The organism is Chloroflexus sp. MS-CIW-1 (assembly GCF_030444705.1).
GTDB lineage: Bacteria > Chloroflexota > Chloroflexia > Chloroflexales > Chloroflexaceae > Chloroflexus.
The window spans coordinates 2,880,106-2,893,104 of sequence record NZ_JAUBWR010000001.1; the positions used below are offsets into that span (position 1 = coordinate 2,880,106).

Consider the following 12,999-nt stretch of genomic DNA (forward strand, 5'->3'; position numbering starts at 1 on the left):
CTTACGATTTCCTCATGGTAAGTTGCAGGCGCCCCTGTTTGTTGCGACCGATCACCCAGACCCAGATCGTCTTCCCGACCGGAAAACGTTCTTCCATATCAGCGATGTCTCGTACAGGAGGATCTAGGCGACCTCGAGTAAGCGATGCCTCCTCACCAAGGATGTCAACGACGACGCGGTCTTTTTCGATACGCACCACTCTGCCTTCCAGATACATACCCTCGCGCACTTCATCTATCGATGTCGGGCGGCTTGGCTCGACCCCTCTTGCTGCCGGGGGGCGCGACGCCGACGACGCCGAACTGCGACCGGCGGGATCGACGTGCAGCGGATCCGGCAGTACCGGACGCTCTTTGTATTCGTTGATCTTGCCCCGCTTGATGCTGGGGTCCTGGCGCTCGATCTCCATGTAGCGGGTCAACGCTTTATCTGGACCGGGCCACTCCAGCATGCGCAGCAACATCTGAATGCGCTCGACCTGGCCCAGACTCGCCTGTTGTGCCGCACCGATCCGGTCGCACATAAAGGTGTCGAATGCTTCGACAAACTCCGGGATGCGGTCGGTAGCTGCCGTCACACTTTCCTGCCAGGTCTCGCCATCGAAGAGTGTCTGGTAGCGTTGCCGCCGATCTTCAAGCAGCAGGTTGACATCGATCTTGATGGCGCCCATGCCGTAGGGTTTGCCCATACCGATGCTGTGACGGTACGCTTTTCCCGGTTCGCCGGGCAGGGTCAACGCCCACAGCAACGCGCCCAACTCTTCGTCGGAAAGGTTCTCGAAGCGGATGCGCCAGCAGAAACGCACACCGGCAGCAACCGGACGCATCTGGGTATGTTGCGTGTCATGTTCCCTTTCGCGCCCCTGCGCATCGCGCAACTTTTCCAGCGCCTCCTGCACATCGGCGACAGTGATCGGACCCTTGTGCCAGTAGAGTTTATGACCACGAATGACGCTGACCATCGGGTCGGTGTAATCGTTGCGCTCCCTGACCAGTTTGGGGTTGCCGCTGCGGTCGCGTCCCTGCTCCTGCGGATCAGGCGTGCCCTGGGTCAAATAATGCTGGAAGGTCGTTGGCTTGGGACTGGCCAGGATTTTGGGCACAATCGGTTCATCCGACCACCAGATGTTAGATTGTCCTGGCTCAAGCAGCGCATCGCCAACGAAGACGCGACTGGCGTAGGCGCGAGCCTTACCCTCACCCCTGGATTTGGTGTAGCCAAAGATTGCTTCAGCCAGGTCGAGATCTTCTTCACGGCGCAAAGCTTCTGGCACAAAGTCAATGGGCGTGTGTAAATAGGGCAGGCGCATCATCATGGTGTGACCAAAGAAGACGAGTTTCCCGTTCTCCATCAGATAGAACACCGGTTGCCCGTCGCGTAACACGCCGCCTTTCCCCAGCAGGTTTTCCTGCTCCTGGCTGACCTGATCTTTGTACGCCGCAACCAGTTCATCGGGAATCGGGATCGGTTTGGCCTGATCATCCGGCGGATAGATGACCGCCTCGCTCCGTTTTGAAGCCATCGGACCACTGCGCACCAACGCGCCTTCGATCAGGCCGGAAGCCAGTGTCGCCGACGCGCGGATTACCCTGGCATACTTAATGCGTAGAAAGCCGCCACGCACGTCCTGGTAGTCATACGGTCCGGACTGAAAGAATATCTTCGAGGCATTCTTGCAACCCGGAATCTCCGTCAAGTTGGACGGAATGCTGTCGCTCCGAATACGTGCGAAGGTCGTGCCGCCGATCTCTCTGGCAGGATGGATGAAGTACTCGCCGCGATCTTTCTTGATGTAGCCAGCTTTGACCAGCGGCGTGTAGTGCCAGGCCATTTTTCCGCTCCGATTGCGACGCTGACCGTCATCACGCATCACTCGCTTGCGGTATTCGTTGCCATGGCTGGTGGGGTCGCCGACGGCGCGGTAGACCAGTGGTTGATCGGACACCCACTGCACTTTGCTGTAGCTGATGATCTCCACAATCTGGCGCAGCATCCCGCGCAGGCTGCTGCCCGGAATGCGTGGGGTCTTGTCCGGATCGGCGAAGAAGAAATCTGGCTTGTTGCGCACCTGCTGACGCCACGGCGTCTGTTCGCCCTCGCTACGCTCCTGCCGCTCAAACTCCTCAGGAGTCAGCGGGGCGCGCACGTAGACCGGCGACGCAGTGGTGATCACGCATTCAATCGTGCCAGTGTGGCGGTCGGGGTGGTAGCAGTCCTGGTCGGGCAGCGTCGCTGGATCGATGGTGACCACCTTTTCCGGCAATGGCACAAAGTTATAGGGCGCTATGGCAATCTCTTTGGTTGGGTTTACGTGCCTATGAATTGTCATGACACTCTCCTTACGCTTCCGGCAGAAGCTGGATAAGACGGCTCAGCGTGATGATGGCTTCGCCGTCCTCATTTTCGGTGATGTAGTGACGTACGCGCAGACGCAACTGATGATGTTTGAGTTGCTCCGCAGTGATGACAATCGGCACTGCGTGACGCATGCCCTGCGCGCCTTCGCGCAGCAGCGTGAAGCCGTCTTTGACAGTCTCCACAGTGTCGCCCCACAGGATGTGATCCTCATCAATAATGTCGTCATCGTTACCTGGAGTATCGGTAGCAAAGCGGGCGTGCCAGCCATCGTCGTCGCGCCAGAGCAGCACTTCCCCTGGTAGACCGAATATCCGCGCCTGTTGCAGGGTGGAAGCGCGCAACGGCGGCGATGTCGGTGCAATACCGTGGGATGTATGTAGTCCATCGCCATCAATGCGACCCCAGATCACTCCGTCGTCGGCATGGGCGAGCAGGTAGCGTAACCCGAACTTTCGCGCCTGAGCGACGATCCAATTCGCGGGACCGGTTATGAAGTCGCCGTCCACGGGGATGTTGGCGAGTTGATAGGGTGTCTTCGTCATTTTGTCGCCTCCGTGTGCAGGGCTGCAACATAACGCTCAAGGGTGCTGCGGTCGCTGACAGTCAGGCGTCGGTTTCCATCAACAGCACTGATTGTAAGCGGCTTTGCTTTGTACTGAGGCGTCTCGATCACCGCTTCGACGCCTTTCAACCGTCCACGACCAATACCGATCTCGCCACCTAGAGGCAAATCGCCAGTCCACAGGTCTTTGAGCAGCAGCAGCAGCAGTCCGATCTCAGCATCCTGGGGGTTGCGGAGCGTCAGGTCGATGGCGACAAGGGTATCGTTCTTGCCGAAGACCGGTTGTTCGTTGAACAGTCCCGTTCCGTGGACGCTGCCGGTGAATCGGTCAATGCGAATGCGGTTCTGCACCAGGTTCACAGGATTCTCGATCACCGTCTCGCTGACAATGAGTCGACTGGATCGGGCTTTCTGTTTATCACCGCTGGTGATCCTGGCAGGACCGAACATATTGTCGATCATGGTCGTCGCCTGCGCAGCGTTGCCGATGGTGCGCAGAATACGCTCGGCACGATGACGCAGCGCACCTGCCAGGCTTGTACCGGAGAGAACGGGCTTTCGCGCCCCGCCTGGCCGGACGCTGTGCAGGTGCACCGTGTCCGGTCCGCGATCCTGCTCACCGAAACCCGCCCGGATAAGGAGCGACCCGTCAATGATGAATTGCGCATGAATGCGACAGCGGTTGCGTCTGTCTTCGACTTGCTCCAGGCTCACTTCCAGCAGGTCGGCAATGTGTTGACCGGATCGCCGATCACCTGGAGTGACGTGTTCCCAGTCGGGGTGATCTTCAGCAAGCCAGGCAAGCAGATCGGCTGGCTTCGCGAAATCGTAACGGGTGACACGCCATTGCTCGACCCTGCACACGCCAAAGCCGCGTCGCTTGCGCAACCCGATAGCGATCTCGCCCGTTTCGAGTCCATGAAGGGCGAGAGCGAGCATCCGGTTTACCTGCTGCTGATCGTTGCCGCGACTGAGCAGCAGTTCCATGCGAAGAGGGAAGGTTGTGCCCGCTTCGAGAAGCTGAAGGTCGTACTTGTAGCCGCGCAGAACGCCATCATCAATGTCGATTTTCGCAGTGCGCGTTATCGGATCGATGCGCACGCCATCACGCAGTTCGATCCCTGGCATCTCACCCAGCGCATCGTCGATGATCAACGCACTCTGATTGCCTTCATCGTTGCCCTTCTCTCCCCCGAAAAGCGCTTCAATCAACGCATCCGCTGCCCGTTGCTCGAAACCATGACGACGCTCGCGCAGGTAGTTGCGCAGCGCGCCGGCTAACGATGTACCCGGCAGTAGCGCTCTGCCGGTCGCTTCGTCTAGCAACAGCGGCATGTCTACGATGCCGTCGGTGTCACCGTTGCCCAGGTGCGTGGGGGTTTGCAACACCAGATTACCCTCGATGACCCAGCGTTCGCCGAGCTGTCGAGATTTTGCCAGAGGATGCGCGCTCATCGACTGCCTCCATCTTCTGTGCGTCGCTCTTTTGCCAGTTTTGCGAGTACGCCATCGATCAGGCGGATCGTGTACTCGTGCGCCAGCGCCTCGTTGCCGTGGATGCTGACCTGGACATTGTCGCCAATGCGCTTCGAGAGGTTCTGCGCGCCGAGTTTGTTCCAGACTGTTTCAGGTTGGCTCAGGCGCTCTTCCAGCCAGCGGGAGAGACGTTCCCCTTCTGATCCGAGACGAGTCCGGTCGAACTGGTCTCTGACCGAGCGACGTGTTTTGATATTCTCTTCCAGATACCTCTGCAAGCGTGCAAGGTCGCCGTGCGGCAGCGCTTCGCGTGCAATGATGCGCAGTCGCGAGATTTGCGCATTAGAGATGGGCGGTCTCTTGGGAATCTGAATATCGTTGATTGCCTTACGGAGTTTGCCGTCCAATTCTCGCCGCAACATTCGCATAGCCATCCGCTGCGCCATGTCATACGCCACCCCATTGAGTTTCGGCGTCGGTTGAGCAATCGGACTCGATTCCGGCGGAGTCACTCTGGTCAGCCTTGCCTCAGATTGCCAGTTGAATGCGAGTCGACCAAAACCCTCGCTCCTTCGCTCGCCGATGCCGCGCCATTCGGCGCTGAAAATGGCTTCGAGCGGGATCGCTGCTCTGGCGCGGAAGACGAAGGTGCTGCCACTCGCAATTACCTGTGCCTGCGATAGTGGCAAACCCCACGCCCGATTGAAACCGCCTGCTTCCTCCAGTCGCCAGACGCCGCGCTGTTCTTCCTCCCCGGCAGCCGTCTGAACGCGCTCGATTTCGACACCAAGCAGTTGTTGCAGCGCTGGTTGCAGATTCCAGGTATATTGACCGGTGTTCGGATCGCGCACCGCTGTATCGCTCAGCAGCGTGACAACGAATGTCTCGCCGTCGTCAATGGGCGCGATCCGATTGGGGGTCTCGCGCCATACATCCTGCGGCGCCTCCACCTCGACGGCAACCCGTCCGTAGCCGCTGTTGCTCGAGCCGCCGAGACGATAGATGTGCTGAAGCAGTGAAGACACCAGCTCAACATCAGCATCCTCATCTACCAGGACCCAACCGGCAAATGTTTGACCTTCTTCCAGCGCATCGTACTGGAAGACAGCGCCGCTCTCTTCGGTTGCGCGCCCTTTTACGCGATCGCGCTGGGTATGCACATTGATGCGACGCTCCGGAGCGATGAAGAAGATATGGTTGTCCTCCATCCAACAGAAGGGTTGCGACTCTTTTGCAGCAGCGACAAACTGCGCCTTCTCGTCTTCCACTTCATAGATCGTCTCAAGGGCGAAGTCATAGATCGACGTCTCTTCACCTTTGACATGGAACAGTGAACGCGGTGTTGGCAATGTTCTAACGCCCCTGGCATCGACCGGATAAGCGTTGAGGTAGCGGGTGCGTCCATCGAAGAAGAGGCGTCGGACATCCTCTGCGCCTGCATCCAGGGCAGCGATGTCCCTTTCCCGCATATACGCGGCTAATGCTGCACCGCGCACCAGACTGCCGGGCACATACGGATAGGAGACGCCACTGTTAGGATCGCCCGCAATGCGTGTCGCCAGCAGCGGCTCCAGCAATGTCACACGATAGGGTATGATGTTCATCGCGCCACCTCTCCCGCAAACGCACGAAAGTAGCGTTCGGTGATATCTATGCCGTTGCCATCCAGCAAACGCGCCCGGAGTCGACCGCGTCCCCGGTTGCGACCGATGCCAGCACGTCTCCACGCCAGGATGCAGGCTGCCAGCAGTGCGAGTGTTTGTGGATCGGGTTCTGCGGCAAACTCCAGCGTCGCTTCGAATATCGTGCCGGGCAGAACCACGCGCAGCGAGCGCAGGCTGCCCTTCTCGGGAGCGCCGTACTCATTCATCGAGGTCTGGCGGCGAATGGCAGTCAGCGACTCCAACACCTCGTCAGCCGCCAACTCTCCTTTGCTCACTGCCATCTTAATCGCCGCTCGCAGTGATTCAGGCAGACGGGCGTCGCCGACGCGCAACATTCCGGTATCCTCAATCGTGCTTCCCGGTTGACCAAACATGCGATAGGCCGTCTGTAGCCACCGGTCTGCTTGCTGCTGCAACTCAAGGGCGTACAGGAGGTTGGCGCATTCCTCCGCCAGCAAGCCTTTCAATGTACGTCCGCGCAGGAACGGCAATCCATCGCCATCGTGCTCCACCTCTTCGTCCACCAGACCGGCCACCCCATCGCCGCGCCCGAACGTGGCAGCGGAGCGCAGATCGAATTGCAGTTTATAGGCCGTCATGTTCAGCCTCCTGGGATGAATGCTTGAATGCTTGAACTCTCTTCTCCAGATCGGTGAAGAAATCCATCATCTCAATTGCGTCAAAGTAGACACAACGGTCTCCTGCCCAACCGGTTGTTTCGTAACCTGAAACATTGATAGCCGGCGCCCTGGGCAATTGTCTGAGTTGATAGGTGCGGAGAAATTCCTGAACAGCAGCCGGCCCGTCACGCAGCGCCTCGCGCAAGGCTTTGACCTTGTTGCGACGATCAAACCACTCGCCATCTTCATCAATGAACTGGTCCAGCAGCGTGTAGAAGGTGGGCCAGTTTCGCCAGGAGTGCGTGGATGCGCGCAGCAGCACCGGACGCATATGGAGCTCTCCTTGCCGGACGGTATATTCGCGGTAGCGGATCGCTTCCAGCGAACCGGTGATGCCGCTCATAGCGATGTGCCAGTCCAGCGCCGAGCCATCTATCTTTTCCTCTTTGAGCATCTGCTTAGCGGAGCGGCAAAGCTCCTCGCTTAACCGATAGGCACGGGCAAAGGGATAGTGCGTCTTGACCAGAGCAACGCCAGCGCACGCATACGCAGGTTTGCCCTCAAACGCCGGTTCATTTTTCGTTGCCTCCTCAAATGCTTCCAGGTAGCGTACTGCGAGCGATAGCCCGTAGCTGCCGTGACAGACGAACGTCACATCATCACCGCCGAACACAATGGGGCGCAACGGAAATTTCTGGCGATGACGATTGGCGAGTTCAGCATCAGCAATGAAGGCGCCAGCCATCAGATCGACGACACTGCTCAGAGCCTGAGTAGCAGCACGCTCCAGACTCTGCGAGAACGTGCGGATCGCTTCAATGTACTCCCGATTCCGCTGTGGAGTATCATAACGGCGTGCAATGGCGTCCACGCGCCTGCCGATGCCGTTGCCATCGGCATGAACGACGGCAATATAGCTGTCCTCGCCCTTGACTCTTCCTAAATCGTCAAAATCGCGCGGAATGTCCCAATTCCCCCGTTCTATCTGCGGTAATTTGGCTTTCAAACGAGCTGTGCTCTGATCTTGAACCTTTGTTTTCGCCCTGATTTCCAGCGATACTGGTTTCTTTTCAACAATCCCAGAGGCGACCAATCCGGTCGAAGCGCATGGCACGGTCACGCCCAGCCCCAGCAACGGCATCGGGGGCATGCGGTTCTGCTTTTTGCGCGCCAGATCAACGCCCAACGTTGTGCTGACGACCTGTGACAGGGCTTCTCTTTCCCAATCGAAACGACGGTGCGCAACAACCACTTCCAGTCCGGGCGCCTCTTTCAATACTCGTCGTGTCAATCTGCCAGTAAATGCACGCGCCAGGTCGATGGTCTTGAACAGGATCACCGTATTGCCACCGCCAGCGTAGATGACCTCGGCGTCCAGGGTGTCAATGGTACGGCGGTTGTCGAACTCGCCCGTTGTCATATTCACCACATTGTGAGCAGCGGGGAGCGCTTCGTACACCCATTGGCGCGTTGCCATCTCCACCAGTTCAGAGCCGCCGATATTCTCCTGCAATCTGTTGCTGCCAAAGATATACCCCTGAATCTGGGTTGTATCGATGGCGGTCAGAACATATTCGGTCATACGTGCCTTCCTTCTCCGGTGCTGATAAACCACTCGGCCATACGGTCGATCATATCTGGCATATCCCGACGCCCGAACACGCGCACTTTGCCTTCAGCATCCCACGAGCGTACTACCTGGCGTTGCAGATTTTCCGGTTTGTCTGCCATGCAGATCAAGCCCACACATGCCTCATCACCAGCCATATTACGGACGCGAATGTACGCTTCAAACAGTTTCAGTTTGCACATACCGGGATCGGCGTCGGTTGTGCACGAAATGGCATACAACCGATACCCCTGCATCACCCCGATGTCGATGTCGTACTCCGGGCTATCCGGTTCACTCTTCGGGCGGATACCCATGCCGATATCGTGGATCCGGCTTTCAGGGCGCTGGTCTTTCACCCGGCTTGTGACGTGGAAGACGTAATGCTCCAGCCACTTACCGTCCAGCCATTCACACAGGTGCTTGATTTTTCTAAAGCCAGATCGTTGAGCCGCTTCCTTCAGTCGTAGAACCCCATCACGCGCATCGAACACGATTTGCATCTGTTTAGCGACGGTCTGCAGGGACGGATCTGTCGGCAACGGAATGGATACCCGCTGAAGAAGAGTTTCCTTATCCCACTCATAAGCTTTCTCGGTGCGAGTCTTTTCGCGCAGAATCTTATCGCACCATCTTCGCCACTGCTCGATTACATCAGGGCTTTGATGCGCGCTAGCGAGAACGGTCGCCAGCTCAGGAAGCTGCGGCTCTACGGCGATCGGTGCTTGCAGGTCGAATGCATGCAGTTTGACAATATCCTGAATGGATGGTTGAACCTCATATAGGAGCGGTTCTGTCATGAACGCCTTATCATCGCCAGGCTCGATGTACATCTTCGTTGAGCGCGCATCCAGATAACTCAAGGTCACCGGTCGTCTGGATGTCTGATGATCTCGGAGTGTTTGGGCCGCGTGCACCGCCATCATTTTGGTGCCGCCTGTATAGTTAAGCCCGACGTAACCATCTCTGATCTGCGCCAGCGCGTGGTCGAGCTGCTGGCGAATGCTGGTGCCATCTGACTCGTCAACCGGTACATACTGTGGTTGCCGGTGGTTGTCAGTCCAGTAGCGCGCCAGACGTTTCGCCACCTCCTGGGTCTTGTTCGAGTGAACCAGATAGAGTTGACCTTGCGGCTTGAGCATCAAGGTTGCTGCTACGAAATTTGGCAGCGGGTTTGTTCCAACCAGCAAAAACAGATGATCGCTTTTGTAACTATCTGGAATGACTGGCGGAGTCGTCATTGCTAACTCCTGTCGCAGAAAACGGTCTATGGTGTTCCTTTTGCCCCCCATCCTACCCCATCCCCCTTACCGTTACCTCACCGCCGCTGACGAAAAACATTCACCATATCCTGTGATCAAAGGCAACCTGCGATCGGCTATACTCGTTCAACAAAACCGGCAAAACGCTCACGCAGGAAGCGATAGTCGAGCGATGTATCTTCGGGGAGGTTCCAGGCAACGCGACATTCGGCCAGAATCGCAGTTTTGTGGCTATTAACGGTATTGAGCGTGATGCATAGACTCGCGGCAACTTCGTCAGGACGCATGCCTTTGGCAAAGGCACGCAGGACGTCGCGCTGGCGCGGGCTGAGCCGTTCCCAAACCTGGCGACACTGCGGTTCGTCGATGGCGGCAACACGCCGCAACTGCTCTTGTACTGCCTGCAGCGATGTCTGTGCTAGTGCGCGTAGTGCCGGAAAGTAAGCACCCCACGGCACGATCGGCGCCTGAATTAATTGTACGCCATCAGCCGGCGTCACGTGCATCATTGCGCCGTCTCTGACACGCTGTAACGTCTCTTCCGGCGTGTACATGTGCCAGATGCGATCCTGATGGTCGCAGAGCAACGCCGCAGCCGACATTGCCAGTAGCGCCAGCATGCGCCGACCGCCACTCAGGCAAAGGTGGAGCCGTCGTCCCTCACTTTTCAGGTCAGCGATTAGGGTGCGGATGCTCTGCCAGGCGGCTTCGGCATCAGCAGCGGTACGGATGTCGGTCAGTTCGACGCCATTTACGCCGACCGGAAACCGCCGCAGTCGGCAGCGCCGACCGGCGTAGTAGTCGTCAACGAACTCTTGTTGCAGCCGTTGCCACGCTCGACGAGTACGCTCGTTGGTCAGCGCGAGGTGCACAATGTAGACTTCGTGGATTATTTCACCACGAGCAAGAAGTGCATCCAGAGCAAAGGTAACAACTTGTGGTTGGCCACCGAGGGTGGCAAGGAGAACAGAGGATGCTTCGGTTGGCAAAAAGGTGTCTGTCATAGCTTTGAAACTGCTGATTACAGCGAATATTGTAGCATTCTTTCTTCACACTTGGAGTTACCAATGAACCCGTTTCCCGCAGTATTAATCTGTGGTCCGCCACATAGTGGTAAATCGGTTTTCACGTACTTGCTCAGTTACCTTCTGCGCGAACGAAAAATTGAACACTATGTCTTGCGCGCCTGCCCCGATGGAGAAGGTGACTGGAGCCAGGAGGCAGCACCAGAGCAGGTGCGTTTGTTACGGCAGAAGGGTGCGTTTGACCAGACGTTTGTTGATCGGGTGTGTCGTGATATAGAACGGCGCCATTTGCCCCTGCTGGTTGATATGGGTGGACGGCCAACCCTCGATCAAGAGCGGATTATTCGACACTGTACCCACGCGATTGTCCTTTCAGCTACAACTGAAGGGTTACTCGAATGGCGTAACCGTGTTGAACGGTATGGGTTGATTGTAATCGCGGAATTGTTCTCAGTGCTGAACGGAAATGATCAGCTTGAGGCCGAAACGCCGGTGTTGCGCGGGGTGATCAGTGGTCTTGAACGTCATACTGCTCAGAGCGGTGTTGTTACCACAGCACTGTCCAACCGCTTGGAGCGTCTAATGCGCTACGATTCCAAAGAGTTGAAAGATCACATCTTTCGTCAAGCGCCTTACGAAATGGTGGTTGATCTGTCGCAGCTTATTCAACAGCTTCATCCAGCAAACGCTAATCAAAACTATCTGCCGGAAGACTTGCCGAACGTTTTATCGCAGATCCCCCAAAATCCAGTGTCAATATACGGGCGTGGCCCAAACTGGCTGTACGCTGCGCTGACCCTCCACGTTGCCCCGCATCAGGTTGCGTTGTTCGATCCACGATTGGGATGGGTGAAACCGTTGTCTCTCCCTTGCGTCTCTCAACTAAAACCGGGGATCGTGGATTGGCAGATCAGGGTTGAACCAACATACACCTTGTTAACTGCTCGACCAACACAGCCATATCTTGAATACGATGAGTTGGCGCTGCTAGAGGTGCCAGCGCTCGATTCCCGACGGGGAGTAGTGATAAGTGGCAAAATTCCTTACTGGTTGCTTACCAGTCTGGTCCTGGCGTACCAACACCATCCCTGGCTGGCTGTGGTGCAACCAAAACTTTACCCGCAAGCCGGGGTCATTGTGCTGAGTCGTCAGATGCAGTACATACCCGGCAATAGGATAGAAGTTCTATTAGACTGATTAGCAGCGTAGATCACAAATCGACCGTCTACAAACCTTACCCCACCAACTGCGCTAACCGAAGCTGCATCTGCCAGGTCGCAATGGGACCAGGCGGCGGTTCAATCCAGCGCGCCAGTTCGTGTACCGGTACGGTACGGCGCATCTGGATATACCGTCGCTGGTGCAATAATTGCGGCCACTCGGCCAGCGCCATCAGCCGACCCGCCAACGTATCCGGCTGTTGTCGCAGGCCGGCATACGCTACGGCCAGTGTGTCGTAGAACAGGATTGCCGGCAAGCAGGCTAACAGTAACGGCGTTGGCAGACAACGGATCAGCACGCGGATACGGTTCCGGCCAAGTAACCGTTGCTTGAGCGGACTGAACATGCCAGCGGTTGCTGAATATACGTGACGGGCACGCGCAGCCGGTGCTAATACGCACTCCCACCCACGCAAACGGGCACGCCAGGCCAGATCGGCATCTTCCAAATAGCTGAAGAAATCGGCAAACCGGCCAACATCATCGAGCATAGCTCGTCGGATCAGTGCCAGACCACCGCTGGCGCCAAAGATAGGATGAGGCCGAGATGGTAACTGCGCAACCGTCATCCCTATTGCGCGATCAATTGCAATGCCGTTGGCGTGAAAGCAAATACCGGCGCTGGCGACGATCTGCGGTCGTCGGCTAAATGTCAACACGCCTGCCGCCCATCCTGCCTGCGGATAGGTATGCAACGCTGTCCACAGAGCATCGATACAGCGCGGCTCAACCAGTGCATCATCATTGACCAGCAGAATGAGATCGGTATGCGTCGCAGCAATACCGGCATTCACCCCACCGGCAAAGCCGGTGTTGTACGGCAATTCGACAACACGCACCGTCGGGAAATGCGCACGTACCCAGGCACCAGCCCGCTCACGTGAGCGGTTGTCAACCAATATAATCTCGTCGTTTGGCCCTAATTGTTTTTGGATGGCACTTAAACATGCGGGCAGGTAGCGCAAGGCGTTGTAAGTTGGGATAACGACTGTAAGTGGTGGACGGAACATAGATCAGTTTCTTAATCAAACGCATCTCAACCATGGTTCCGTAAGCGACTAGTCAATCAGGTAGCAATGATAACCTTTGCTCTGTCGCGGAGGTCATACCGTGCAACCTGTTTCCACTCCTCTTTGTTTAAAGAAGGGCGAAGGATAGACGAGGTACACATTTTGGGCGGTATCTGATACCGTAATAGGAAGA

General features: G+C 56.9%; 10 protein-coding genes. 1 reads left to right on the forward strand and 9 read right to left on the reverse strand.

The features are described 5' to 3' along the window. Position 1: 1 nt before the first annotated feature. The 8 genes from QTO31_RS11505 to QTO31_RS11540 form a co-directional block, all read right to left on the reverse strand. Positions 2-2,329 carry a TIGR03986 family CRISPR-associated RAMP protein gene (locus QTO31_RS11505; RefSeq protein WP_301429176.1) on the reverse strand — a complete coding sequence of 776 codons (2,328 nt, stop codon included), beginning with the start codon at positions 2,327-2,329 and terminating at the stop codon, positions 2-4. Between the two features lie 10 nt (positions 2,330-2,339). Further along, positions 2,340-2,900: a CRISPR-associated protein Csx19 gene (gene csx19 / locus QTO31_RS11510; RefSeq protein ID WP_301429177.1), complete on the reverse strand. Its 561-nt coding sequence runs from the start codon at positions 2,898-2,900 to the stop codon at positions 2,340-2,342. Further along, positions 2,897-4,375 (reverse strand): RAMP superfamily CRISPR-associated protein, encoded by a 1,479-nt coding sequence (locus tag QTO31_RS11515; protein ID WP_301429178.1) that lies wholly within the window; start codon positions 4,373-4,375, stop codon positions 2,897-2,899. The genes csx19 and QTO31_RS11515 overlap by 4 nt, the downstream gene beginning before the upstream one ends. Continuing rightward, a complete protein-coding gene (csx10, locus tag QTO31_RS11520; protein WP_301429179.1) occupies positions 4,372-6,000 on the reverse strand; it encodes a CRISPR-associated RAMP protein Csx10 in 1,629 nt (542 codons plus the stop codon). Before csx10 ends, QTO31_RS11515 begins: the two co-directional genes overlap by 4 nt. Continuing rightward, complete coding sequence (locus tag QTO31_RS11525; protein ID WP_301429180.1) at positions 5,997-6,659, reverse strand: RAMP superfamily CRISPR-associated protein; 663 nt, start codon at positions 6,657-6,659, stop codon at positions 5,997-5,999. Before QTO31_RS11525 ends, csx10 begins: the two co-directional genes overlap by 4 nt. Next, positions 6,646-8,262 (reverse strand): Cas10/Cmr2 second palm domain-containing protein, encoded by a 1,617-nt coding sequence (locus QTO31_RS11530; protein WP_301429181.1) that lies wholly within the window; start codon positions 8,260-8,262, stop codon positions 6,646-6,648. The genes QTO31_RS11525 and QTO31_RS11530 overlap by 14 nt, the downstream gene beginning before the upstream one ends. Beyond that, positions 8,259-9,530, reverse strand: a complete 1,272-nt coding sequence (locus QTO31_RS11535) for a hypothetical protein (protein WP_301429182.1) — start codon at positions 9,528-9,530, stop codon at positions 8,259-8,261. Before QTO31_RS11535 ends, QTO31_RS11530 begins: the two co-directional genes overlap by 4 nt. Before the next feature lie 137 nt (positions 9,531-9,667). Next, positions 9,668-10,555 (reverse strand): CRISPR-associated ring nuclease, encoded by an 888-nt coding sequence (locus QTO31_RS11540; protein ID WP_301429183.1) that lies wholly within the window; start codon positions 10,553-10,555, stop codon positions 9,668-9,670. A 63-nt stretch (positions 10,556-10,618) separates the two neighbouring features. Here QTO31_RS11540 and QTO31_RS11545 point away from each other — a divergent pair, with 63 nt between their 5' ends. Further along, positions 10,619-11,773: a CRISPR-associated protein Csx3 gene (locus tag QTO31_RS11545; protein WP_301429184.1), complete on the forward strand. Its 1,155-nt coding sequence runs from the start codon at positions 10,619-10,621 to the stop codon at positions 11,771-11,773. 37 nt (positions 11,774-11,810) lie between these two features. Here QTO31_RS11545 and QTO31_RS11550 read toward each other — a convergent pair whose 3' ends face one another. Then, positions 11,811-12,806: a glycosyltransferase family 2 protein gene (locus QTO31_RS11550; protein WP_301429185.1), complete on the reverse strand. Its 996-nt coding sequence runs from the start codon at positions 12,804-12,806 to the stop codon at positions 11,811-11,813. Positions 12,807-12,999: the final 193 nt, after the last annotated feature.